Genomic DNA, 24,305 nt, shown 5'->3' with positions numbered 1-24,305 from the left:
ACCAGAAGAACGTAGGGGAGAACACCGTGCAGCTCGGACTCGTCGGCCTCGGCAAGATGGGTTTCAACATGCGCGAGCGGGTGCGCCGGGCCGGTCACGAGGTGATCGGCTACGACCGCAACCCCGAGGTCAGCGACTCGGAGTCGTTGGCGGACATGGTGTCCAAGCTCGAAGCGCCGCGCGTGGTGTGGGTGATGGTGCCCGCCGGCGACATCACCCGTGACACGGTGAAGGAGCTGTCCGGGCTCCTGTCACCCGGCGACCTCGTCGTCGACGGCGGCAACTCCAAGTTCACCGACGACCGGGTCCACGCGGACCTGTTGGCGGAGAAGGAGATCGGCTACCTCGACTGCGGCGTGTCCGGCGGTGTGTGGGGCCTCGAGAACGGCTACGCGCTCATGGTCGGCGGCGACGCCGCGCACGTCGAGCAGGCGATGCCGATCTTCGACGCGCTGCGTCCCGACGGTCCGCGCGAGGAAGGCTTCGCGCACGCGGGCAAGGTCGGCGCCGGCCACTACTCGAAGATGGTCCACAACGGCATCGAGTACGGCCTGATGCAGGCGTACGCCGAGGGCTTCGAGCTGCTCGACAAGACCGACGTCGTGGACAACGTGCCCGCGGTCATCTCGGCCTGGCAGCGCGGAACCGTCGTGCGGTCGTGGCTGCTCGACCTGCTGGTGCGGGCGCTGGAGTCCGACCCGGAGCTCGACGACCTGCGCGGGTACGTCGAGGACTCGGGCGAGGGCCGGTGGACCGTCGAGGAGGGCATCAACAACGCGGTGCCGCTCCCGGTGATCTCCGCCGCCCTCTTCGCGCGGTTCCAGTCGCGGCAGGAGGACTCGCCCGCGATGCGTGCGGTCGCCGCGCTGCGCAACCAGTTCGGTGGTCACTCGGTGCACCTCGCCGGACCGTCGTCCGGCGCCGGCAGCACCCAGGGCTAGCGAGAGTGCACGTCAGACACCTCCAGGTCAGCGACTTCCGGTCGTGGGAGCTCGCCGACCTGGAGCTCGAACCCGGCGCGTCAGTGCTCGTCGGGCGCAACGGCCAGGGCAAGACGAACCTGGTCGAGGCGCTCGGGTACGTGGCGACGCTGGGTTCGCACCGCGTCTCCACCGACGCGCCGCTGATCCGGCACGGCGCCCAGCGCGCCGTCGTGCGGGCGGCCGTGGTCAACGACGACCGCGAGCTGCTCGTCGAACTGGAGATCACCGCCGGCAAGTCGAACCGGGCGCGCATCAACCGGGGTCCGGTACCGCGTCCGCGTGACGTGCTCGGGATCCTGCGCACCGTGTTGTTCGCGCCGGAGGACCTCTCTCTCGTACGGGGCGATCCGAGCGACCGGCGGCGGTTCCTCGACGAGATGCTCGTGCTGCGCACACCGCGTTATGCCGGTGTCCGCAGTGACTACGACCGTGTCCTGAAGCAGCGCAGCGCGTTGTTGAAGACGGTGAAGCACTCGCGATCGGCGGACCTCTCGACGCTCGACGTCTGGGACGGGCACCTCGCCAAGCACGGCGCGGAGCTGCTGGCGGCGCGGTTGAAGCTGATCCGCGACATGGCGGATCACGTGACGTCGGCCTATGCGGAGGTCGCTCCGGAGTCCCGTCCGGCGCTCATCGCGTACCGGTCGAGTGTCGGCGACCTGCCGGAGGACCGGGAGAGCATCGAGGACCTGCTGCTGGCCGAGCTCGACCGGGTGCGGCGGCAGGAGATCGAACGGGGCGTGTGCCTCGTCGGCCCCCACCGCGACGACCTGGACCTGACGCTCGGCGAACTGCCGGCGAAGGGCTACGCCAGTCACGGAGAGTCATGGTCTTTCGCGCTCGCCCTGCGACTCGGCGGATACGAACTGATGCGTGTCGACGGCATCGAACCGGTGCTCGTGCTGGACGATGTGTTCGCGGAACTCGACCGCGGCCGGCGTCGGCAACTGGCGAAGGTGGCGGCCGCCGCCGAGCAGGTGCTGATCACCGCGGCGGTGGCGGAGGACGTTCCGGACGAGCTGGTCGGTGCCCGGTTCGAGGTCCACGGCGGGGAGGTTCGGCGTGTCTGACTCGGAGGCTGACTCTCGGGGTTCAAAGCCCCCACATGTAGCTCGATCGGGTGTGTCTGCCCACACATCTGGGGACAAGTCTGTGGATGGTGTGGATAACTCCGTCACAAATCCGGACTTGTCCACAGGTTCATTCACACCTGAGGGTGAGCAGCTCAAGGGTTCGGACCTCGCCCGAGCTGCTTTGGAAGCGGCGAAAGCGGCCGCGAAGGCCCGCGGGCGGGTGCCGGGGAGCAAGTCGCAGGGCCGTCCGGTCAACCGTCGGCGGCGTCGCTGGTCGGGCGCGGGCCCGGACGACCGCGACCCCCAGCCTCTCGGCCGGATCGCCTCCAGGATCGCGGCGGACCGCGGCTGGGTCGAGCAACTCCAGGGTGGCCAGGTCTTCGGTCGTTGGGCAAAATTAGTAGGTGAGGACGTCGCCGAGCACGCGACACCAATCGCTCTCAGTGACGGGGAACTGACGGTCCAGGCGTCGTCGACGGCGTGGGCCACCCAGCTGCGCCTGCTGCAGCGCGAGCTGATCAAACGGATCGCCGCGGGCGTGGGCAACGGCGTCGTCAAAAGGCTCAAGATCAAGGGACCGGACGCTCCCAGCTGGCGACACGGCCCCAGGCACGCGCCTGGGCGCGGTCCGCGTGACACCTACGGGTGAGGTCCTGTCAAGGGCTCAGCGGCGATTCTGTGGCGCAACGAGTGTTCACCTGCGGATTTGAACCCCCTTTTCAGCGGTCCTGACCCGTCTGATGGCGCTTGAGGCGCTCTGTGACCGAATCAAAGGTGTCCTTGACCCCGTTCTGTCGGGGTGCACCGGTAGAATCACAGAAGCGTCACCCATCACCGTGCGGGTCCTGCCCGCATCAGCGAGGAGACTCCAGGCCCGTGTCAGCTAAGAAGAATGAGTACGGCGCGTCCTCGATCACCGTCCTCGAAGGCCTCGAGGCAGTGCGCAAGAGGCCGGGCATGTACATCGGCTCGACCGGCGAGCGCGGTCTGCACCACCTGGTCCAGGAGGTCGTGGACAACTCCGTCGACGAGGCGATGGCCGGTTACGCGACGAAGGTCGACGTCACCCTGCTGGCCAACGGCGGCGTCCGGGTGATCGACGACGGTCGCGGCATCCCGATCGACATGCACCCGGTGGAGAACGTGCCGACCGTCGAGGTCGTCATGACCAAGCTGCACGCGGGCGGCAAGTTCGACAGCGACTCCTACGCGGTGTCCGGCGGTCTGCACGGCGTCGGCATCTCCGTGGTGAACGCGCTGTCCACCGCCGTCGACCTCGAGATCAGGCGCCAGGGTCACGTCTGGACCCAGCGCTACGAGGCCTCCAAGCCCGCGCACGAGCTGCGCCAGGGCGAGGCGACCGACGAGACCGGCACCACGACCACGTTCTGGGCCGACCCGGAGATCTTCGAGACCACGACGTACAACGTCGAGACGATCGCGCGCCGGCTGCAGGAAATGGCGTTCCTCAACAAGGGGATCACCATCATCCTGCGCGACGAGCGGGTCTCGGAGGAGGACGAGGAAGCCGACGCCGAGGGCCACCAGGCCGCGGTGAAGGAACGCGTCTACCACTACCCGGGTGGTCTGGAGGACTTCGTCCGCCACATCAACCACACGCGCGAAGCGGTGCACCAGAAGGTCATCGCGTTCGAGGCGAAGGGCCAGGACCTCGAGGTCGAGGTCGCGATGCAGTGGAACACCGGCTACACGGCCTCGGTCTACACCTTCGCGAACACGATCAACACGCACGAGGGCGGCACGCACGAAGAGGGCTTCCGCGCCGCGTTGACGCGCGTCGTCAACGAGTACGCGCGTGAGAAGAAGCTGCTCAAGGAGAAGGACACCAACCTCACCGGTGACGACATCCGCGAGGGTCTCGCCGCGATCATCTCGGTGAAGTTGAAGGAGCCCCAGTTCGAGGGCCAGACGAAGACCAAGCTGGGCAACAGCGAGGCCAAGTCGTTCGTGCAGAAGTCGACGAACGAGCACCTGGCCGACTGGTTCGAGCGCCACCCCAACGAAGCGAAGACGATCGTCACCAAGGCGGTCTCGTCGGCGCAGGCCCGCATGGCCGCGCGCAAGGCCCGTGAGCTGGTCCGCCGCAAGGGCGCGCTGGACATCGGCGGCCTGCCGGGCAAGCTGAAGGACTGCCGCTCCACCAACCCGGAGGAGTGCGAGCTCTACGTCGTCGAGGGCGACTCCGCCGGTGGCTCGGCCAAGGAAGGCCGGGACTCCATGTACCAGGCCATCCTGCCGATCCGCGGCAAGATCATCAACGTGGAGAAGGCGCGCATCGACCGCGTGCTGAAGAACAACGAGGTCCAGAGCATGATCACCGCTCTGGGCACGAGCATCCACGACGAGTTCGACCTGTCGAAGCTGCGCTATCACAAGATCATCCTGATGGCCGACGCCGACGTCGACGGCCAGCACATCCGCACGCTGCTGCTCACCCTGCTGTTCCGCTTCATGCAGCCGCTGCTCGAACACGGCCACGTCTACCTCGCCCAGCCGCCGCTCTACAAGATCAAGTGGCAGCGGATCGAGCCGGAGTACGCGTACTCCGACCGCGAGCGCGACGGCCTGATCAAGGAAGGCCTCGCCGCCGGCAAGAAGCTCGGCAAGGACGACAACATCCAGCGCTACAAGGGTCTCGGCGAGATGAACGCCGCGGAGCTGTGGGAGACCACGATGGACCCCGCGAACCGGGTGCTCCTCCAGGTCACCATGGACGACGCCGCCACCGCCGACGAGCTGTTCAGCGTGCTCATGGGTGAGGACGTCGAGGCGCGCCGCTCGTTCATCACGCGCAACGCCAAGGACGTGAAGTTCCTGGACGTCTGAGTCCGGTCCCTTCTAGACATCCACGGCTGGCGAAGAGGAAAGAAGAACCGTGACTGAGACGACCCTTCCGCCGGAGCACGACCGCACCGAGCCGGTCGACATCCAGCAGGAGATGCAGAACTCCTACATCGCGTACGCGATGAGCGTCATCGTCGGCCGGGCACTGCCGGACGTGCGTGACGGGCTCAAGCCCGTGCACATCCGCGTGCTCTACTCGATGTTCGACTCGGGCTTCCGGCCGGACCGCGGCTACAACAAGTGCGCCCGCGTCGTCGGCGACGTGATGGGCAACTACCACCCGCACGGCGACTCGTCGATCTACGACGCGCTCGTGCGGCTCGCCCAGCCGTGGGCCATGCGGTACCCGCTGATCGACGGCCAGGGCAACTTCGGCTCGCCGGGCAACGACCCGGCCGCCGCCATGCGCTACACCGAGTGCCGCCTGACCCCGCTGGCCATGCAGATGCTCGCGGACATCGAGGAAGAGACCGTCGACTTCCGCGACAACTACGACGGCCGCATCCAGGAGCCGACGGTCCTGCCGTCCCGCATCCCCAACCTGCTGATCAACGGCAGCTCGGGCATCGCGGTCGGCATGGCGACGAACATCCCGCCGCACAACCTGCGCGAGGTCGCGTCGGGCGTGGTGTGGGCGCTGGACAACTGGGAAGCCTCCGACGAGGAGACCCTCGAAGCCGTCATCGAGCGGATCAAGGGCCCGGACTTCCCGACGCACGGCCAGATCCTCGGCAACTCGGGCATCCAGGACGCGTACCGCACCGGCCGCGGCTCGGTGAAGATGCGCGCGGTCATCGAGGTCGACGAGGACGCCAAGGGCCGCACGATCCTGGTCGTCACCGAGCTGCCGTACCAGGTCAACCCCGACAACCTCGTCGAGAACATCGCCGCGCTCGTGCGCGACGCGAAGCTCACGGGCATCTCGAACATCGCGGACGAGTCGAACAGCCGCCGCGGCATGCGCATCGTGGTCACGCTCAAGCGCGACGCGGTGGCGAAGGTCGTGCTGAACAACCTCTACAAGCACACCCAGCTGCAGTACTCGTTCGGCGTGAACATGCTGGCGCTGGTCGACGGCGTGCCGCGCACCCTGCGGCTCGACCAGATGATCCGCCACTACGTGAAGCACCAGATCGAGGTCATCGTCCGGCGGACCAGGTTCCGCCTGCGCAAGGCCGAAGAGCGCGCACACGTGTTGCGCGGTCTGGTCAAGGCGCTCGACCACCTCGACGAGGTCATCGCGTTGATCCGCCGGTCGCAGACGCCGGACATCGCGCGCACGGGCCTGATGGAACTGCTCGACGTCGACGAGATCCAGGCGAACGCGATCCTGGAGATGCAGCTCCGCCGCCTCGCGGCCCTGGAGCGCCAGAAGATCATCGACCAGTTGGCCGAGATCGAGGTCGAGATCGCGGACCTCAAGGACATCCTCGCGAAGCCGGAGCGCCAGCGTGCCATCGTGCGCGACGAGCTCATGGCCATTGTGGACAAGTACGGCGACGACCGGCGCACGGAGATCATCCCGTTCGACGGCGACGTGTCCATGGAGGACCTGATCGCGGTCGAGGACGTGGTCGTCACGATCACGCGCACCGGCTACGCGAAGCGCACCAAGACCGACCTCTACCGGGCGCAGAAGCGCGGCGGCAAGGGCGTGCAGGGCGCACAGCTCAAGCAGGACGACATCGTCGCGCACTTCTTCGTGTGCTCGACGCACGACTGGATCCTGTTCTTCACGAACAAGGGCCGCGTGTACCGCACGAAGGCGTACGAGCTGCCCGAGGCGAACCGCAACGCCCGCGGCCAGCACGTCGCGAACCTCCTCGCTTTCCAGCCGGAGGAGGAGATCGCGCAGGTCATCCAGATCAAGAACTACGAGGTGTCGCCGTACCTCGTGCTCGCCACCCGCAAGGGCCTGGTCAAGAAGTCGAAGCTGACCGACTTCGATTCCAACCGATCGGGTGGTCTTATCGGCATCAACCTCCGCGAGGACGACGAGCTGGTCGGAGCGGTGCTCTGCTCGGCGGACGACGACCTGCTCATGGTCTCCGCCGACGGCCAGTCGATCCGCTTCCACGCCACCGACGACGTGCTGCGCCCCATGGGACGTGCCACGTCAGGCGTGCAGGGCATGCGGTTCAACGCCGATGACGAGCTGCTTTCCGTCGGTGTCGTCCAAGAGGGTTTGTTCGTTTTGGTCGCGACGGACGGTGGGTACTCGAAGCGAACGCCCATCGAGGACTACCCGGTCCAGGGGCGTGGCGGCAAGGGTGTGCTGACCATTCAGCACGACCGTCGTCGTGGCAGGCTGGTGGGCGCGCTCATCGTCGACGTCGACGACGAGCTCTACGCCATCACCTCGAGCGGCGGGGTCATCAGGACTCGGGCCGAGCAGGTGCGCAAGGCTGGACGGCAGACGAAGGGCGTGCGGCTGATGAACCTCGGCGAGAGCACCACTTTGATCGCCGTCGCACGCAACGCGGACGAGCCCAGCGACGTCATCATCAGTGAGGCGTCTGCCTCGGAGGACTCTGCCGCTGACGAGGCAGTCACCCCCACCGACTCGGCTGAGTAGTCGGCATCGCTAGCGAGAGGTCAAGGACAAGCTCGTGACTCCACCCGAGAACCGCGAAGGTCGGGACGCGGACAAAACCGCGGTGATCACCAAACCGACTCCGCAGAACTCCGCGCAGAAGCCGGCGGAGAAGAAGGCGGACTCGGCTGCGGCCTCCGGTTCCTCGGGTGGAACCGCGCAGGACAAGACCAAGCCCGTGTCGGCGGAGAAGGCGGCCGAGGCCGTACCCGCCCAGGAGAAGCCGGCCGCGACTGCGGCTCCGGCCACTCCCGCACCGACCGCCACGCCGACCCCGGCTCCTGCTCCGGCCGCCACCCCGGCTCCGGCGGAGGAGAAGACGGTCTCGCTCGGCGGCGCCACCGCGGCACCCGCGCCCGCCGCCGACGAGCCGGTCGTCGTCTCGACACCGCCGCCCTGGCAGCGAGTGACGAACGACACGGAGGCTGCCCACAGCGACGCCACCGAGACGTACGTGGCTCCGGGCGCACCGCCCGTCCCGTCCGCAGCCGAACCGGCCCCGGCGTTCCCGCAGACAGACCCGGACACCGTCAAGGTCCAGAAGCCCGTGGTCACGGGCTCGGCCGTGCCGGTCGGCCTGGGCAGCAGCCGCACGTCGGTGAACATGGGCAACAGCGGGGCCCGCCCCGCCGCGTCCAGCCCGTCGTCCCGCCGTCCAGGCCGTGGCCCGCGCCGCGCCTCGCTCCAGGTGAAGCGCGTCGACCCGTGGTCGGTGCTCAAGCTCGCCCTGGTGCTGGGCGTCGCACTGTTCTTCGTCTGGCTCGTGGCGGTCGGCGTGCTCTACGGCGTCCTGCACGGCATGGGCGTCTGGGACAAGATCAACAGCACCGCGAACGACCTGCTCCAGGCCAACGAGCCGGGCGAACCGTTGATCAGTGCCGGCCGCGTCTTCGGCGTCTCGGCGATCATCGGTGCCGTCAACATCGTGCTGTTCACGGCCCTCGCAACCGTTGGCGCGTTCGTCTACAACGTGTCCGCGGATCTGGCCGGCGGTTTGGAGTTGACGCTCTCCGAGCGTGAGTGACCCCCGATTTGGGAGCGGCGAGGACGATCCTGTAAGGTTCTCCTCGTCGCCCCAAGGGGTGACGGTTGATCGAGGGCCTATAGCTCAGGCGGTTAGAGCGCTTCACTGATAATGAAGAGGTCGGAGGTTCAAGTCCTCCTAGGCCCACTCGATTCGGGGCTTACCGTGTAGGCGGAATGCGCCTACCTTTTTCCGAATCATCGTTCCTCATCTGGGGGCCAAGCCCCCAGACCCCCGGCCGGGGGCAAGCCCCCGGAGCCCCCATCACCGTTGGTCAGTCGGCTCTCGCCGTTCTGCTGTAACGTGGTGGGGTCGCTTACTTTTTCGGTCTTTGGGAGGGATTCGAAGTGGCTAAGAAGATCATCGCACTCGTCGTGGTCGCCGGTGCGGTTCTGTTCTTCGTCAAGCGCAGCCGTTCGGCCAAGGCCGACGCGGACCTGTGGCGCGAGGCCACCGCTCCCACCGACTGATCTTTGCTCTGACGGGCGGCCCGCCGCCCCCAGACCAGGGGACGTAGCTCAATTGGCAGAGCACCGCCTTTGCAAGGCGGGGGTTAGGGGTTCGATTCCCCTCGTCTCCATCCGCTTTCACCGAAGCCCTGTTCGCGCCGTTGCGAACAGGGCTTCAGTGCATTCCGCACATCACGTCACGCCGAGGCGAGCGACTTCTTCGGCGCCTTGCGCAGGGCGTCGATGCTCCACGCGCCGGCACCGGTGAACGCCAGCAACAGGAACGCCCACGAGTAGATCGCCGCGAGCTCGCCGCCGTTCTCGATCGGCAGCAGGGCCTTCGGCTGATGCACCACGAAGTAGGCGTAGGCCATGGCGCCGGAACTGAGCAATGCGGCCCAGCGCGTCCACAGTCCGATGACGATGAGACCGCCGCCGATCAGCTCGATGAGGGCCACGGGGCCGGACGGCCACGAGAGCAGATCGACTCCCTTGGACAGCTTCTGGACGCCGTGGAACACGAAGAGCAGACCGATGATGATGCGGAAGAGCGCCAGGGCGTGCTCTCGTCGTTGCTCCAGGAACTCCATGATCGGGTCCTTCCAGGGCGGGGATACAGGGGCAAAGGCACAAAAGGTATGGACCAATTTAGAGTGTCCCGCTAGAGGCGCTTTTGGTATCTGGTTGACTGTTGCCCCTATGAAACGAGCACTGCTGCTGCCCCTGCTCGGCGTCCTCGCCGCATGCGGCACCCCCGTCGCCCAGGACGTGCCGGTTCCCACGACCCAGCCCCAGCCGGTCACGACCACTACCAGCGCGGCTCCGACAGTGCCGCCCGCGCCCCAGCCCGCGAACGACGGCACGTGCCCGTACCTGGCGACCGGTTTCGTCGCGGAAGCCAACGGACAGCGCGTACCCAAAGTGAAACTGTCAACGGACGAACCTCACCCGGCGTGCTTCTTCTACGCCACCGCAACTGAGATCCAGTTGACCGTGCAGGTCTACGCGGGGGATGAGCGCGTCGCGAAGCTCATCGTGAACAAGGCGGCGCCGGACGGTTCACAGCCCGCGAGCTCGCCCACCGGCTGGACCGGAGGGTACGTCAGTAGCGAAACCGGTGTCGTCTACGCCGTGGCGAAGGGCGACGCCGCTGTGGTCGTCACGAGCAACCAGAAGCAGTCGATCAAGGCGCGCCGCATCGCCGAAGAGGCGATCAAGGGTCTGAAAATTTAAGTGCGCATGACACCGCCCCCGCGCGAAAGTGCACGGGGGCGGTGGAAGACACGACGAACGTCAGCGGTCGCCGTACTTACTTGATCGGCTCCTTCTGGGAAGGCACCTGCCCGTTGAGGACGGGCTCCGCGTGCGGAACCTGGTCCTCTTCCTGCAGGTGGACCTCCTGCGGCCGGCGCGTCATCGCGACGTAGCCAGCCGCCGCGGCCGCGACCAGGAGACCGAGCACCCACGGCCAGCGGCGGCGCTTCGGTGCGTCCGCACCGAGCTGGGCCGCGGCCTTGCGGATCTCCTTGGCACGCACCTTGGCGTCCTTGCGCGCGCTCTTCGCCGCCTTCTTCACTTCCTTGCGCACGACCTCGGCCTTGCCCATGAGGTCGGAGCGCGTCTGTGCGCTCTTCTTGGCGAGGCGCTTGCGAGAGCGACGCGTCTGCTTCTCCCAGTCCTCGGCCTTGCCCATGAGCGTGTCAGCCCGCTCGACGAGTGCGCCGCGAACCTGATCCGCCGTGATGCCACGTTCGGCAAGCTTGACCTCAGCGACGTGACCAGCGCGAACGACACCCTGACGCGCGGCCTTCAGACCGGTGCCGACAGCCTTGCCAACGTTCTCGCCGGCTCGGGTCATGACGTCCACCTCGTCCATCTCTGCTCCACGGTTTGTCGTCCGGTGATGTCATAGAGGTACCCATCGTGCCCCTTTCTGAACATGTCCGCCCGTGGATGGCACGATGGGGTGGTGGCTGACAGCAACGAATCCTTCGTCGGGACCAAGGTGACGGCGACCCTGCACACCACGCAGGGCGACATCCGCATCAACCTGTTCCCCGACCACGCCCCCAAGACGGTGGCGAACTTCGTCGGGCTCGCCGAGGGCACGAAGACCTACACCGAGGCGAACGCGAGTGGCACGAAGACGGGTCCGTTCTACGACGGCACCCTCTTCCACCGCGTCATCGCGGGCTTCATGCTCCAGACCGGCGACCCGACCGGCACCGGTCGCGGTGGCCCCGGCTACCGCTTCGCGGACGAGTTCAACTCCGAACTGCAGTTCAACAAGCCCTACCTGCTCGCGATGGCGAACGCCGGCCCCAACACCAACGGCTCGCAGTTCTTCGTGACCGTGGCGCCGACGACGTGGCTGAACTTCAAGCACACGATCTTCGGTGAGGTCGCCGACCAGGAGTCGCGCAACGTCGTCGACGCCATCGGCGGCACCACGACCGGTGCGGGCGACCGTCCGGTCAACGACATCAAGATCGAGCGGATCACGATCGAACGCGCGTGAGCAACGCCCCCGTGCCACCGGACGGGCCGATCGGAGCGCAGCCGGACATCCCGGTCTGCGCACGTCATTCCGATCGGCCCACCCGGCTGCGCTGCAGCAGGTGCGACCGTCCGGCGTGCCCGGACTGTCTGCGCGACGCCTCGGTCGGCATGCAGTGCGTCGACTGCGTGAACGAGGGCGCCCGCACGGTCCGCCAAGCCCGCACGTCCGCGGGAGCGGTGGTCTCCACCGGCCGCCCGATCATCACGCAGGTGATGATCGCGCTCAACGTGCTCGCGTACGTGGCCACGGTCGTCCAGTCCGGCAGCCCGATGAACAACTCGCGGGCCGGCCTGTTCACCACGACGTCGATGATCCCGGAGCTCACCGCCAACGGTGAGTGGTGGCGAATCCTCACGTCGGGCTTCATGCACTTCGGCCTGATCCACCTCGCGCTCAACATGGCCGCGCTCTTCGTGGTGGGCCCGGTGGTCGAGCAGGAGCTGGGCAAGCTGCGGTACAGCGCCGTCTACTTCCTGTCGCTGCTCGGCGGCAGTGCGGCGGCGTTCTTCTTCGGCACCGTCTGCCAGCAGCTCGCCGGAGCGTCCGGCGCGGTGTTCGGCCTGATGGGCGCGCTGCTGATCGTGTTCAAGCGGCAGAAGCGCGACATCTCGACGATCCTCGTGGTCGTCGGCATCAACCTGGTGTCGAACCTCTTCACCAACGCCTCGCTGCTCGGGCACCTCGGCGGGTTCGTGATCGGCGGCCTGCTGACGCTCGCCCTGGTCAAGGCGCCCGCGAAGAACCGCAACGCCTACCAGATCGGCGCTGTGGCGGCGGCCGCGTTGTTGCTCGGGGTCATGTTCGTGCTGCGTGCCTCCCAACTCGACACAGCAGCCGAAGTGATCCTGGAATACGCCAGGACCTGCCGCTAGAACCGGTTCACGGCCGCAGTGCGTGCAGCACGCCGGCGACTTCTTCGGGATCGGCGCCGAGGTCCATCCTCGTGAGCACCACGAGATGGTCCTCGGCGTCGAGTTCCAGCGTCTGCTGTTCCCTGCCGAGCCGGCGAGTGGTCTGCAGCTTGACCTTCACCTCGTGCCAGGGCAGCTGCGTCCTGCCCGTCAACCCGCGCACGGTGAGGCCGTCGGCGTCCGCGGTGAGCCTCGGCCGCGCGACCGAGAAGAACAGCGCGAAGAAGGTGACCATCAGCGTCACCAGCCCGATGAGGAGACGGCCGGCGTTGTCGTCGGCGGTGATCGTCGCGATGGCGAAGGCACCGACAGCCAGCCACGTGGCGGCGACCTGCGCGGCCGGAGGGGACCAGGTTCGAGTCACACTGTCGAGTGTCCCGCATGAATTGTGGACAACCGAACGGGCCCGCATGAGGGAAAACCGTCGCTTGTGCATTTTGGTGCAAAGTTGTCCACAGGACTTGTCCCCAATGGGGATGACTTACAGCCGTGTGCTTCGGTGACGCTGGGATGAACCAGGTGAACCTGGGGCGAACAAAGGTCGGCCCGGACGTGTGACGTCCGGGCCGACCAGTACGAACGGTGACTTGCCGAGCGCTCAGCGCCAGCGCATCGTCATCAGCAGGCCGATGATCATCAGCGCGAAGCCGATGGCGAAGTTCCACGCGCCCAGCTCGAGCATGAACGGGATCTTCTCGGCCGCGATGTAGTTGACGACCAGCCACGCGAGGCCCAGCAGCATGAAGCCGAGCATGACAACGACGTAGACCGGGTGAGACGGCCCCGCTGCCTTTACCTTGACCGGCGTGCGGCGGTCGGTGGGTGCGGTGTAGACCGCCTTCTTCCGGACCTTCGACTTGGGCATGCTGTCCTCGCCTGACGTGGATATCCGTGAGTGACGCGAGTTTACGTGCACTACTCGGTAGACACGTTAACGTAGCGACGGTGGTCAGCGAACCATCCTTGTAGACGCAGTTGTTTTCAGTTCACAGTCCGCGCGGAGGTTCTCAGGTGAACTCGGGACCCCAGCAGCCGCCTCCACGGCGTCCTGTACCTCGTCGAGATGACCTGCACCACGTGCGGGCCACACCGGCCCCCCACCCCGTGCCGCCGCCCGAGGCGACGCAGTTCACCAGTGCTTTCTCCGGAAGCCTGCCCCCGAACGCGCAGCAGCGCCCGCCGTTCCCCGGTCCGCCCTTCCCTGCCCCGCCGCCGGGCACGCCCGCTCGTGGCATGCCCCAGCCGGGCCGACCGGTGCCGCCTCCCGGAACGCCGCCGGGCGGAATGCCCCGCAGGCCGATGCCGATGCCGCCGCCACGTCCCCGCCCGGTCGACCCGCCCACCGAGGTGATCCCGCGCGTCGAGGACGACTACGACGACGAGTACTACGACGATGACGAGTACTACGACGACGAGCCCGCGGCGAAGGACGCCCCGCCGCCCGACAGCACCGCGCGCAAGGCCGTGCGCGGCGTCGGCGAAGCCCTCATCACGATGGGCCTGGTCGTCCTGCTGTTCGTCGTCTACGAGGTCTACGTGACCGACCTGCTCTCCGCGGAGAAGCAGCAGGACGCGACCGCCGCGCTCGACTCCGAATGGAGCTCGAACGTCGTCACGCCGCCCCCGGCCGACCCGAACCGCAAGTCGCAGCTGAACCTCATCGAGGGCAAGGCCTTCGCGAAGATGTACATCCCGGTCTTCGGCAACGACTGGAAGTTCTCCGTCGTCGAGGGCACCACGGACAAGCACCTCGAAATCGGCCCCGGCCACTACAAGGACACCGCCCAGCCGGGCGAGGCGGGCAACTTCTCCATCGCCGGCCACCGCGTCGGCAAGGGCGCGCCGTTCAACGACCTCGACCTGCTCCAGTCCTGCAACTCGATCGTCGTGCAGACCCAGACCCAGTGGTACGTCTACCGGGTGCTGCCGATGAGCAGCGAAGTAGCCGGCTGGGCCTCGAACCCGAAGTCGAAGGAAGCAGCCTGCGCCGGCGTGGCCCCGCTGTCGACGACGCTCGGCGACGCCTACGCGAAGACCGTAGGCCAGGAGATCGTCGTGCCGACCCAGGGCGAGGTCATCGCCCCCATCCCGCACCACGTGGGCGCGGCCGTGCCCGCAGACAAGCAGGCAAGGCTGCTCACGCTGACGACCTGCCACCCGCGCTTCTCCGACAAGCAGCGCCTGATCGTGCACGCCATCGAGACCAAGAGCTACCCGGTGGCCGACGGCTTCGCGCCGCCCGAGATGACGGAGGGCTGATGTACGGCTGGATCTGGCGGCACCTGCCGGGCCCGCTGTTCCTGCGGGTCATCGAGGCCGTCGTGCTGGTCACCGGCATCGTCGCGCTGCTGATGTTCGTGGTGTTCCCGTGGGCGGAGCCGAAGCTGCCGTTCAACAACGTCACCACGCAGTGAGCCGCTCCTCGGTGAGCCGCAGTTCAGGTCGCCTGACCGGGTGATGTCCGGCGGCGATCATGGAGCTGGACCCGCTGTTTGTGCAGCTCAGCTTGGTGTTGGGTTAGCGTGGTCTTGTGCGGCGGGGGAGTTGTCCACAGGATGTCGGGCGGCGCAGGAACCAAAATCTCGCCGTCGTCGTTGCGCATGAGGAAGCGCGCGGGGGCAGCGGGCACCAGGCTCGCCGTCCTCCTTGTTTCAGAGGCCGGTGGACTGCTCACCGGCCAGCTGCTGGCAACGCTGAAGCCTTGAAGCCTTGAGGCCGGTGACCGCCGGTCGCTGAGCCGTTCGTCGGCGGTGCGGACGATCTCCGCAGGCGAGAGCCTCGCAGGCATGAGGTCGACGTTGTCGAGTTCCATGCCGAGCGCCCACAGCTCGGTCTCGCCGTTCTCGCGATGGAGTCTCAGGCCGGCACGAGCCGGGCAACGTCCCGGGCGAACCACCAGGAAGCCTGCTGCTGGGTCATCGGCTTGATGCCGAGTTCGACGAGCAGGTCGCACACGAGCCAGATCGCGTCCTCGGCCGCCACCCTGAGACCGGCGAGGTCGCCGTTGAGGCGCAGCAAACGGTTGCGGAGCTCGGTGTTCACGGACCCAGTGGCCGCACGGACCCAGTGGCCGCACGGACGCGACCGAGATAGGTGAAGCCGCCACCGCGCGAACACGCGATGGCGGCTTCATCGGGGACGGCGCTCACGCCGTTCAAGTTCAGCCGTGCAGCCCCACACCGTGCAGCGCTCAGCCGTGCAGCCGTGCAGCCCCACACCGTTCAAGCTCAGCCGTTAGAAATCGCAGTCATCTCCTCGCGAGACACGACCTTCACGCGCTGACGCCCGTGCGCCGCACCCAGCGCGATCTCGTGGGCGTCGAGCCGGCCCCAGCCCTCGTTGGTCACGAACGGCACGCCGCGCTGCTCCAGGAACTCGACCACTGCCGCAGGCGACGGCGACGTGGCGAGGGGGAGTGCGGGGGCGTCCTCGAGGAGGCTGGTGATGGTCTCCAGGGCGTCGCCCTTGGTGTGGCCGATGAGGCCGATCGGGCCGCGCTTGATCCAGCCGGTCGTGTAGACGCCGGGCATGGGCACCTCGTCGAGGTCCAGCACGCGGCCGGCGAGGTGGGGGATCGTGCCCGAGACGTGGTCGAACGGGAGGTCGGCCAGGTGTGTCGAGAGGTAGCCGACGGCGCGGTAGACGGCTTGGACGTCCCAGTCGGTGAAGACGCCGGTGCCTCGGACGTTGCCGTCGCCGGTCAGTTCCTGGGTTTCGGTGCGCAGGCCGGTGACGCGGTCGGAGCCGAGCACCTCGACCGGTGCCTCCAGGAAGTGCAGGTGCAGGCGGCGCCAGCGGGTGCCCACGTCGCGGATCGCCCACTCCTGGAGGGTCTTCACGATCATCTCGACCTGCTTGTTGGTCCTGATCGCGTGCATCGAGGCCTCGTCGAACTCGATGCCCTCGGCGTGGACGATCACCTCGACGTTCGGCGAGTGGTCGAGTTCGCGCAGTTCCAGTGGCGTGAACTTGGCCTGGGCCGGGCCGCGGCGGCCGAAGACGTGCACGTCCGTGACCGGGGACGACGCCAGGCCCTCGTAGACGTTCTCGGGGATCTCGGTGACCAGCAGCTCGTCTGCGGTCTTGGCCAGGATGCGGGCCACGTCCAGGGCGACGTTGCCGACGCCGAGCACCGCGACGGACCGCGCTTCCAGCGGCCAGGTGCGCGGGACGTCGGGGTGGCCGTCGTACCAGGACACGAAGTCCGCGGCGCCGTAGCTGCCGGGCAGGTCGATGCCGGGGACGTCCAGAGCGCGGTCGGCCGAGGCGCCGGTGGAGAAGATGACGGCGTCGTAGAACTGGCGCAGGTCGTCGAGCTTGATGTCGACGCCGTACTCGACGTTGCCGAAGAAGCGGACCGACGGCCGGTCGAGCACCTTCTGCAGGGCCGTGACGATGCCCTTGATGCGCGGGTGGTCGGGCGCGACTCCGTAGCGGACTAGGCCGTAGGGCGCCGGCAGCTTCTCGAAGAGGTCGATCTGCGCGTCGACGTCGGACTTGGTGAGGATGTCGGCGGCGTACACGCCCGCCGGTCCAGCGCCGACGACCGCGACGCGCAAGGAACGACTCATGACACCTATTTTAGGCAAGCCTTACCTGAGCGGAGACGAGAGCTAACTCACTCGACTCGACCGACTAGGCTCTCTCCATGCGCGTGCTCGTGGTCGACAACTACGACAGCTTCGTCTACAACCTGGTCCAGTACCTGGCTCAGCTGGGTGCGGAGTGCGTCGTGCGGCGCAACGACGAGGTGGACCTCGACGAGATCGGTAAGGTCGACGGTGTCCTCGTCAGCCCCGGCCCCGGTACACCGGAGCGCGCGGGCGCGAGCATGGACGTCATCAAGAAGTGCGCCGACACCGGCAAACCCGTCTTCGGCGTGTGCCTCGGCCACCAGGCCATCGGCGTCGTCTGGGGTGGCACGGTCGACCGCGCGCCCGAGTTGCTGCACGGCAAGACCAGCATCGTCTTCCACGAGGGCAAGGGTGTTCTCGCCGGCGTGCCGCAGCCGTTCATCGCGACGCGCTACCACTCGCTGACGGTGCTGCCGGAGACGATTCCCGCGGAGTTCGAGGTCACCGGCAAGACCGAGACCGGCATCGTGATGGGCATGCGCCACAAGGAACTCCCGGTCGAGGGTGTGCAGTTCCACCCCGAGTCGGTGCTGACCGACGGCGGCCACCGGATGCTCGCGAACTGGCTGAAGGTCTGCGGCTTCGAGGTCCCCGAGTCCACCGTCGCGACGCTCGAGAACGGCATGCGCACGCTCGCCGCGGCCGCGCGCATCTGACGAAAGACGAAAGGGGCGGCTTCCCAACGGAAGCCGCCCCTTTCACGTTCCGCGGATCAGCCGCCGCCGATCCCGAGCTGGGCCACTGTGACGTTCACCGCGGTGCCCCGCGTGATCGCGGTGCCCTTGGCGATCTGCTGCGTGAGCACCTTGTCGCGCTTCGACGGGTCGGTGTTCTGGACCTTCTCGACGTTGAAGGAACCGTTCCAGCCCAACGCCCTGAGCTTCTGCTCGGCTTCCTTCTGCTCCAGGCCGACGAGGTCCGGCATCTCGAGCTGGTTGCCTTTCGAGACCGTCAGCGTGACCGCCGTGCCCTTGTCGACCTTGCTGTTGGCCTGCGGGTTCTGCGTGAGGACGGTGCCCTCGGGCTTGGCGCTGTCGACCGGGTTGATGACGACCTTGAAGCCGGAACCCTCCAGGGTCTGGCGAGCGTCGGCCTCGTCGTCGCCCAGCACGGACGGCACGTTCACCCGGTCCGGCGCCTTGCCGAGCTGGATGGTGATCGTGCTGCCCTTCTTCTGCTTCACGCCGACGTCGGGGGTCTGCGCCGCGACCTTGTTGGCCTTGGACGCGTCGTCGACCTCGATCGACTCGCCCTGCGCCAGCTTGAAGCCGTTGGGGTCCTTGTCCAGGATCTGCTGGGCCTCTGCCGCGGTCTTGCCCTTCAGATCGGGCACGACGCCCTCACCGGGAAGCGCGCCGATGGAGATGGTGACCTTGGTGCCCTTGGCCAGCGAGGTGCCCTCGGCCGGATCGGTGCCGATCACCTTGTTGATCTGGTCTGCCGTGCACTTCGGCGCGGCGCCGGCCGGACCCGGTTCGCAGGGAACGTTCTCCTGGGCCGGCACGAGACCCGCCTTGGTGATCGTCTCCTTGGCTTCGAGCGCGCTCAGACCGATGACCGACGGAACGGACGCCTTCTCCGGCGCCGCGTTGTCGTTGCCCATCAGGTTCGTGGTGATCCACGCGGCGAGACCGAGGACGGCCACGCACAGGATCACCACGAGCGTGATCATGATGGCCTTCTTGCGCCGCGCGCGACGCTCTTCTTCCTCGTCGGCGATCGGGTCGTAGTCGTCGTCCGGCTCCGACTTCAACGCAGCCGGGCGGTGCCTTCCACCGGACACGACCTGCGTGCGGGCGGGACGCGCCGCCGCCTGCTCGTTCATCACGGCGGTGCGGTCCTCGGCCGTCATCACGGCGGGCGCGGACGGACGCTGGCCCGACAGCACGCGCACCAGGTCTCCGCGCATCTCCGCAGCCGACTGGTAGCGGTTCGCCGGACCCTTCGACATCGCCTTCAGCACGATCGCGTCGAGCTGCGGCGACACCTTCGGGTTCAGCTGCGACGGGGCCTTCGGGTCTTCCCGCACGTGCTGGTACGCGACCGCGACGGGCGAGTCACCGGTGAACGGGGGCTCGCCGGTGAGCAGTTCGAACAGCACGCAACCGGCCGCGTAGACGTCGGAACGGGCGTCGACGGACTCGCCGCGCGCCTGCTCCGGCGAGAGGTACTGGGCCGTGCCGATGACGGCGGCGGTCTGGGTGACCGCGGCCTGGCCGTCGTGCAGCGCGCGGGCGATGCCGAAGTCCATCACCTTCACGGCACCGGACTTCGTGATCATCACGTTCGCCGGCTTCACGTCGCGGTGGACGATGCCGTGCCGGTGGCTGAAGTCGAGCGCGGCCGAGACGTCGGCCATGACCTCCATCGCGCGCTTGCCCGACAGCGGACCCTGCGTCTTCACGATGTCGCGCAGCGTCCGTCCGTCGACGAACTCCATCACGATGTACGGCAACGGGCCGTACTCGGTCTGCGTCTCACCTGTGTCGTAGACGGCGACGATCGCCGGGTGGTTCAGGGCGGCGGAGTTCTGGGCCTCACGCCGGAAACGTTCCTGGAACTGGGAGTCACGGGCGAGGTCGGCCCGCAGCACCTTGATCGCCACGTCTCTGCCGAGGCGGACGTCCCGCCCCTTGTGGACCTCGGACATGCCGCCGTACCCGAGAGTCTCACCCAGTTCGTAGCGGTTTGAGAGCAGTCGCGGAGTGCTCATCGGTGCTTCGTCCCGCTCCTCGTCGACGGTGTTCCGAACTCGGTTCTGGTCTTGCTCATGGCGCGCACGTCACCTTCACCTGCGAGCCGACCGGCACCTCGCCTGTGGGCGCGATGGCGGTGACCCGGCACTTCTTCAAATCGCCCGGAGCTGTGCCCTGCGCGCTCTGCACCTGCGGCTCCAGGCCGTGGTCGATCAGGTCGATGCTGACCGCGTCACCGGAACGGCCGATGTAGTCGTCCTCGTTGATCCGCATCGGCTGACTGCCCGGTATCCGGTCAGCGGAGTCGGGCTTCGCCTGACCGCTCGCCGGGGCGTTCGGGTTCGCCGTGCTGGACGTCGTCGGCCGGCCGCCTTGCCCGGTGCTGCCATTGTTCTTGACGGTCAGCTTCCACAGAACTACCACGCCGACCACCAGCAGCACAGCCACCAGGAAAGCGACCATAACCCAGACGACGGTCCGGTTTCTCGCCGCCGGTGTCGGCATGGGGGTGAACGTTCCGGTCTGGTGCACCGGCTGCATCCCGGTCTGGTGCGCCGGCTGCATCGTCGGATGGGTACCGGGACGACCCTGTCCTCCCGGGTGGTGCGCCATCTGCGGTGGAATCGACAGCGGCTGCGACACCTGCGGAGGAGGCGGAGGCTGTGGTGCCTGCACGACCTGCTGTTGCTGCTGCTGCGGGATCACCTGGGGCATCGTGAACCCGGACGGCGTCGGCAGCGGCTGGCCCACCCGCACCGCGCTGACGGCCGCGGCGAACTCCCCGCCGGTCCGGTAGCGCTGCCTCGGATCCTTCACCAGCGTGGCCTCGATCAACGCCCGTGCACCCGGCGGGACGTCCGGCGGCAACGGCGGCGCGATGTCGCGGATGTGCATCATCGCGACCGTCACCGCGTTGTCCGAGAGGAACGGCCGATGACCGGCCATGCACTCGTAACCACACACTGCCAACGAGTAGACGTCGCTCGCCGGTTCGGCCTCGCCACCAAGAGCCTGCTCGGGCGCGATGTAGTGCGCGGTGCCCATCACCATGCCGGACCGCGTCACGGGTGCCGCGTCCACGGCCTTCGCGATGCCGAAGTCGGTGATCTTCACCTTCCCCGACGGCGTGACCATGATGTTGCCGGGCTTCACGTCGCGGTGCACGAGCCCGCGTTCGTGGGCCGCCTGCAACGCGTTCCCGGTCTGTTCCAGCAGGTCGAGCGTCACGTCGGCGGTCAGCCGGCCCCGGGAGATGATCGTCGCGAGTGGTTCGCCCTCGACGAGTTCCATCACCAGGTACGCCGTGTCCTCCGGCCCGTCCGCGACCGACGCGGTCTCGCCGTAGTCGTGCACCGACGCGATGCCGGGGTGGTTGAGCGACGCGGTCATCCGCGCCTCGACGCGGAACCGGTGCAGGAACTCGGGATCTCCGGAGAGCTCCGCCTTGAGCACCTTCACCGCGACGCGGCGGTCGAGCCTGTCGTCCGCCGCTTCCCAGACCTCGCCCATGCCACCGACCGCGATCCGCCTGCTCAGGCGGTAGCGGTCGGCGAGGAGCTGGCCCTTGGTCAGCATCAGCGGCCTGCCAGGTACGCGTTCATCACGGCGCGCCCGATCGGAGCGGCGACCTTGCCACCGGTGGCACCCAGCCCGCGGTCGCCACCGTCCTCCACGATGACCGCGATCGCGATCTCCGGCTTCTGGGCCGGCGCGAACGCGATGTACCAGGCGTGCGGCTTGAACTTCGTCACGTCGGAACCGTGCTCGGCGGTACCGGTCTTGGACGCGACCTGCACGTTCTGCAGGCGGCCCTCACCACCGGTGTTGATCTCCGACTGGATCATCATGTCGCGCAGGGCGTTGGCGTTGGCCGTGCTCATCGCGGTCTCGACCTGGTCGGGCTCGGTGTCGTCGATAGACTTCAGGTCCGGGCCGAGGATCTTCGACACCAGGTACGGCTGCATGCGCTTGCCGTTGTTCGCGATCGTCGCCGCGATCACCGCGTTCTCCAGCGGGGTGATCTGCACGTCGCGCTGGCCGATGCCGGTCTGGTAGAGCGCCGCGTCGTCCGGGATCGGGCCGAGCGTCGAGGTCTCGACGACCAGCGGCACCGTGAGGTCCGGGTCGTTGAAGCCGAACTTCTCGGCCTGGCGGCGCAGCTTGTTCGCGCCGAGCTGGCCCGCCATCTCACCGAACGCCGTGTTGCACGACTTGGCGAGCGCGGTCTCCATCGACACCGTCTCGCCGGGACCGCACGGGGTGCCGTTGAAGTTCGGCAGCGGGGTCTGGCTGCCGGGCAGCGTGATCGAGCCCTTGGCGGTGTACTGCGTGTCCTTGTTCTTGCCGTCGGCCAGTGCCGCGGCGGCGACGAGGACCTTCAACGTCGAGCCGGCCGGGTACAGGGCCTGCGTCGCGCGGTTGACCAGCGGGTCGCCGCCGTCCTTGGAGGTGAGCTGCTTCCACGCCGCAGCCTGCTCGTTCACGTCGTGGCTCGCGAGCAGGTTCGGGTCGTAGGACGGTGTGCTGGCCATCGCGAGGATCTCGCCGGTGTCCGGCTTGATGGCGACGACCGAGCCGGTGAAGCCCTTCGCCACCAGCTGGTCGTACGCGGTCTGCTGCACCTTGGCGTTCAGGGTGAGCTGCACGTTGCCGCCGACCGGGTCACGACCGGTGATCAGCGCGGAGATGCGGCGCGTCAACAGCCTGTCGTCCGAGCCGTTGAGCAGGTCGTTCTCGGCGCGCTCCATGCCGGAGGTGCCGTACGTGACCGACAGGTAGCCGGTGACGGGCGCATAGGCCGGACCGCTGTTGTACGTGCGCAGGTACCGGAGACGGTCAGTCGTCTCCTTGACGTCCGCGATCACCGTGCCGTCGGCGATGGTGATCAGACCGCGCTTGCGGGCGTACTCGTCGAGCAGAACCCGGCGGTTGTAGGCGTTCTTGCGCCACTCGTCGGCGTTGATCACCTGGACCCACGTGGCGTTGCCCAGCAGGAGCAGGATCATCACCATCATGGCCATGCCGACGCGGCGGAGCGGTGTGTTCATTTGGGACGCTCCACCATCACAGTGTGCTGGTCGGCGATAGCCGGCTGTTGCGGTTTCGGCTTCGCGACCCGCTGCGGGGCCCGCGCCGCCGCAGAAATCCGCAGAAGCAACGCGACCAGGATGTAGTTCGCGAGAAGTGAGGAACCGCCGTAGGACAGGAACGGCGCGGTGATACCCGTCATCGGGATCAGCTTGGTGACGCCGCCGACGACGATGAAGACCTGGAAGCAGACCGCGAACGCGAGACCGCCGCCCAGGAGCTTGCCGAAGCTGTCGCGCACCGAGATGGCGCCGCGCAGGCCGCGCAACGCGAAGACCATGTAGACCAGCAGCAGTGCCGCGAAGCCGACGAACCCGAGCTCCTCGCCGATCACGGCGGTGATGAAGTCGGTGTTCGCCTCGGGGATCATCTCCGGGCGGCCGGCGCCGAGGCCCGCACCGCCGATGCCGCCGGTCGCGAGACCGAACAGCGACTGCGAGATCTGGTACCCGCCACCGATGATGTCGTAGCGGGCGATCGGGTCCTGCCAGTTCGCGACGCGCTGCTGCACGTGGTTGAAGAGCTTCCACGCGATGACGGCGCCGCCGGCGAACAGGCCGAGACCGAGCACGACCCACGCCGCTCGTTCGGTCGCGATGTAGAGCAGCACGAGCACGATGCCGAAGAACAGCAGCGAGGACCCCAGGTCCTTCTGGAGCACCATGACCGCGACCGTGACGCCCCAGGCCGCGAACAGCGGGCCCAGGTCACGGGCACGCGGCAGGTCCATGCCGAGGAAACGGCGGCCCGCCACGGTGAACAGGTCTCTCTTCGACACGAGGAACGCGGCGAAGAAGACCATCAGGAGGATCTTGGCGAACTCACCCGGCTGGAGCGACAGCGGACCGATGCGCAACCAGATCTTCGCGCCGTTGATCGTCGGCGCGATGAAGCCGGGCAGCACACCGGGGAGCAGCAGCGCGACCAGTCCGACGAGACCGAACGTGTAGCCGAAGCGCGCCAGCATCCGGTGGTCCGGGAGGAACTTCAACGTGGCCGCGAACATCAGCAACCCGATGCCGGTCCAGATGACCTGCTTGAACGCCACCGGGTCCCACGTGGAGCCGTCCGGGAAGACGGTGCCCTCCAGGGCCAGGTCGATCCGGTGGATGACCACCAGTCCGAGCCCGTTGAGCAGTGCGACGCACGGCAGGATCGCCGGGTCGGCATAGGGCGCCCACCTGCGCACGGCGAGGTGGGCACATGCGAAGAGTGCGAGGTACGCGAGACCGAGGTAGAGGATCCTCAGGCTCAGCGAGCGCTCCTGGTTCAGTTCGACCAGGATCAGCGCCAGCGTCACGAGACCGGCGGCGAACGACAGCATCACCAGTTCGGTGCCGCGTCGTGTCGGCGCCTTCAGCCCCGGCGACGTGTTGGTCGTCGCCGACGCGCCTGGTGAACCTTCCCCGGCGGGGACGGGCGAGCCCATC

23 protein-coding genes, 2 tRNA genes and 1 pseudogene are annotated in these 24,305 nt (G+C 67.6%); 15 read left to right on the top strand and 11 right to left on the bottom strand.

The window, feature by feature from the left end; genetic code table 11:
• The first annotated feature begins 26 nt into the window (after positions 1-26).
• From gnd to DFR72_RS39720, 9 genes and pseudogenes are all read left to right on the top strand, one after another.
• Positions 27-941 carry a phosphogluconate dehydrogenase (NAD(+)-dependent, decarboxylating) gene (gnd, locus tag DFR72_RS39755; RefSeq protein ID WP_256240167.1) on the top strand — a complete coding sequence of 305 codons (915 nt, stop codon included), beginning with the start codon at positions 27-29 and terminating at the stop codon, positions 939-941.
• A gap of 5 nt (positions 942-946) precedes the next feature.
• Positions 947-2,053: a DNA replication/repair protein RecF gene (gene recF, locus DFR72_RS39750; RefSeq protein ID WP_090072008.1), complete on the top strand. Its 1,107-nt coding sequence runs from the start codon at positions 947-949 to the stop codon at positions 2,051-2,053.
• Positions 2,054-2,171: 118 nt separating this feature from the next.
• The gene (locus DFR72_RS39745; RefSeq protein WP_090072009.1) at positions 2,172-2,705 is read left to right on the top strand and encodes a DciA family protein; all 534 of its coding nucleotides are present in this window, start codon (positions 2,172-2,174) and stop codon (positions 2,703-2,705) included.
• 227 nt (positions 2,706-2,932) lie between these two features.
• Positions 2,933-4,903: a DNA topoisomerase (ATP-hydrolyzing) subunit B gene (gyrB, locus tag DFR72_RS39740; protein ID WP_090072010.1), complete on the top strand. Its 1,971-nt coding sequence runs from the start codon at positions 2,933-2,935 to the stop codon at positions 4,901-4,903.
• A gap of 49 nt (positions 4,904-4,952) precedes the next feature.
• Positions 4,953-7,496: a DNA gyrase subunit A gene (gene gyrA / locus DFR72_RS39735; protein ID WP_090072011.1), complete on the top strand. Its 2,544-nt coding sequence runs from the start codon at positions 4,953-4,955 to the stop codon at positions 7,494-7,496.
• Positions 7,497-7,692: 196 nt separating this feature from the next.
• A complete protein-coding gene (locus DFR72_RS39730; RefSeq protein ID WP_425459940.1) occupies positions 7,693-8,538 on the top strand; it encodes a DUF3566 domain-containing protein in 846 nt (281 codons plus the stop codon).
• Between the two features lie 73 nt (positions 8,539-8,611).
• Positions 8,612-8,685, top strand: a tRNA-Ile gene (locus tag DFR72_RS39725).
• A gap of 200 nt (positions 8,686-8,885) precedes the next feature.
• A pseudogene (locus DFR72_RS46555) lies at positions 8,886-9,005 on the top strand (DLW-39 family protein); the annotation flags it as partial.
• A gap of 40 nt (positions 9,006-9,045) precedes the next feature.
• Positions 9,046-9,118 (top strand) — tRNA-Ala (locus tag DFR72_RS39720).
• 66 nt (positions 9,119-9,184) lie between these two features.
• Here the strand turns inward: DFR72_RS39720 and DFR72_RS39715 are convergent.
• Positions 9,185-9,577, bottom strand: a complete 393-nt coding sequence (locus DFR72_RS39715) for a DoxX family protein (protein ID WP_090072012.1) — start codon at positions 9,575-9,577, stop codon at positions 9,185-9,187.
• Between the two features lie 109 nt (positions 9,578-9,686).
• Here DFR72_RS39715 and DFR72_RS39710 point away from each other — a divergent pair, with 109 nt between their 5' ends.
• Positions 9,687-10,220 carry a DUF2020 domain-containing protein gene (locus DFR72_RS39710; RefSeq protein ID WP_090072013.1) on the top strand — a complete coding sequence of 178 codons (534 nt, stop codon included), beginning with the start codon at positions 9,687-9,689 and terminating at the stop codon, positions 10,218-10,220.
• 76 nt (positions 10,221-10,296) lie between these two features.
• On the opposite strand, the gene DFR72_RS39705 is transcribed toward DFR72_RS39710, so the two are convergent.
• Positions 10,297-10,863 carry a hypothetical protein gene (locus DFR72_RS39705; RefSeq protein ID WP_090072014.1) on the bottom strand — a complete coding sequence of 189 codons (567 nt, stop codon included), beginning with the start codon at positions 10,861-10,863 and terminating at the stop codon, positions 10,297-10,299.
• Between the two features lie 93 nt (positions 10,864-10,956).
• Here DFR72_RS39705 and DFR72_RS39700 point away from each other — a divergent pair, with 93 nt between their 5' ends.
• Both DFR72_RS39700 and DFR72_RS39695 read left to right on the top strand, forming a co-directional pair.
• A complete protein-coding gene (locus DFR72_RS39700) occupies positions 10,957-11,505 on the top strand; it encodes a peptidylprolyl isomerase (RefSeq protein ID WP_245983841.1) in 549 nt (182 codons plus the stop codon).
• On the top strand, positions 11,502-12,419 hold the full coding sequence (locus DFR72_RS39695; RefSeq protein ID WP_245983840.1) for a rhomboid family intramembrane serine protease: 918 nt from the start codon (positions 11,502-11,504) through the stop codon (positions 12,417-12,419). Before DFR72_RS39700 ends, DFR72_RS39695 begins: the two co-directional genes overlap by 4 nt.
• 7 nt (positions 12,420-12,426) lie before the next feature.
• On the opposite strand, the gene DFR72_RS39690 is transcribed toward DFR72_RS39695, so the two are convergent.
• Positions 12,427-12,822 carry a PH domain-containing protein gene (locus tag DFR72_RS39690; protein ID WP_170176612.1) on the bottom strand — a complete coding sequence of 132 codons (396 nt, stop codon included), beginning with the start codon at positions 12,820-12,822 and terminating at the stop codon, positions 12,427-12,429.
• Between the two features lie 234 nt (positions 12,823-13,056).
• Positions 13,057-13,323 (bottom strand): cell division protein CrgA, encoded by a 267-nt coding sequence (crgA, locus tag DFR72_RS39685; protein WP_030465604.1) that lies wholly within the window; start codon positions 13,321-13,323, stop codon positions 13,057-13,059.
• A gap of 212 nt (positions 13,324-13,535) precedes the next feature.
• Here crgA and DFR72_RS39680 point away from each other — a divergent pair, with 212 nt between their 5' ends.
• Both DFR72_RS39680 and DFR72_RS46050 read left to right on the top strand, forming a co-directional pair.
• Positions 13,536-14,717, top strand: coding sequence for a class E sortase (locus DFR72_RS39680; RefSeq protein WP_245983839.1), 1,182 nt, complete (start codon positions 13,536-13,538; stop codon positions 14,715-14,717).
• Positions 14,717-14,872: a hypothetical protein gene (locus DFR72_RS46050; RefSeq protein WP_090072017.1), complete on the top strand. Its 156-nt coding sequence runs from the start codon at positions 14,717-14,719 to the stop codon at positions 14,870-14,872. Before DFR72_RS39680 ends, DFR72_RS46050 begins: the two co-directional genes overlap by 1 nt.
• 23 nt (positions 14,873-14,895) lie before the next feature.
• On the opposite strand, the gene DFR72_RS39675 is transcribed toward DFR72_RS46050, so the two are convergent.
• The 3 genes from DFR72_RS39675 to DFR72_RS39665 all read right to left on the bottom strand — a co-directional run bounded on the left by DFR72_RS39675 (position 14,896) and on the right by DFR72_RS39665 (position 17,029).
• Complete coding sequence (locus DFR72_RS39675) at positions 14,896-15,270, bottom strand: hypothetical protein (protein WP_114773942.1); 375 nt, start codon at positions 15,268-15,270, stop codon at positions 14,896-14,898.
• Between the two features lie 44 nt (positions 15,271-15,314).
• A complete protein-coding gene (locus DFR72_RS39670; protein ID WP_090072022.1) occupies positions 15,315-15,500 on the bottom strand; it encodes a hypothetical protein in 186 nt (61 codons plus the stop codon).
• Between the two features lie 185 nt (positions 15,501-15,685).
• Entirely contained in the window at positions 15,686-17,029 is a 1,344-nt protein-coding gene (locus DFR72_RS39665) for an FAD-dependent oxidoreductase (protein WP_090072025.1), read from the bottom strand.
• A gap of 77 nt (positions 17,030-17,106) precedes the next feature.
• Here DFR72_RS39665 and DFR72_RS39660 point away from each other — a divergent pair, with 77 nt between their 5' ends.
• Positions 17,107-17,748 (top strand): aminodeoxychorismate/anthranilate synthase component II, encoded by a 642-nt coding sequence (locus DFR72_RS39660; protein ID WP_090072026.1) that lies wholly within the window; start codon positions 17,107-17,109, stop codon positions 17,746-17,748.
• A gap of 56 nt (positions 17,749-17,804) precedes the next feature.
• On the opposite strand, the gene pknB is transcribed toward DFR72_RS39660, so the two are convergent.
• Genes pknB through DFR72_RS39640 form a run of 4 tightly spaced genes read right to left on the bottom strand, consistent with a single transcriptional unit; the run spans position 17,805 to position 24,304 of the window.
• Positions 17,805-19,805 (bottom strand): Stk1 family PASTA domain-containing Ser/Thr kinase, encoded by a 2,001-nt coding sequence (gene pknB, locus DFR72_RS39655; protein ID WP_090072028.1) that lies wholly within the window; start codon positions 19,803-19,805, stop codon positions 17,805-17,807.
• Between the two features lie 55 nt (positions 19,806-19,860).
• A complete protein-coding gene (locus tag DFR72_RS39650) occupies positions 19,861-21,363 on the bottom strand; it encodes a serine/threonine-protein kinase (protein WP_090072030.1) in 1,503 nt (500 codons plus the stop codon).
• Complete coding sequence (locus DFR72_RS39645) at positions 21,363-22,835, bottom strand: peptidoglycan D,D-transpeptidase FtsI family protein (protein WP_090072032.1); 1,473 nt, start codon at positions 22,833-22,835, stop codon at positions 21,363-21,365. Before DFR72_RS39645 ends, DFR72_RS39650 begins: the two co-directional genes overlap by 1 nt.
• Complete coding sequence (locus tag DFR72_RS39640) at positions 22,832-24,304, bottom strand: FtsW/RodA/SpoVE family cell cycle protein (protein ID WP_090072033.1); 1,473 nt, start codon at positions 24,302-24,304, stop codon at positions 22,832-22,834. Before DFR72_RS39640 ends, DFR72_RS39645 begins: the two co-directional genes overlap by 4 nt.
• Between the last annotated feature and the right edge of the window lies 1 nt (position 24,305).

The sequence above is a fragment of the Lentzea flaviverrucosa genome (assembly GCF_003350445.1).
GTDB lineage: Bacteria > Actinomycetota > Actinomycetes > Mycobacteriales > Pseudonocardiaceae > Lentzea > Lentzea californiensis.
Note: the sequence above shows the minus strand (reverse complement) of the source record. Positions and strands in the feature narration are given on the sequence as shown.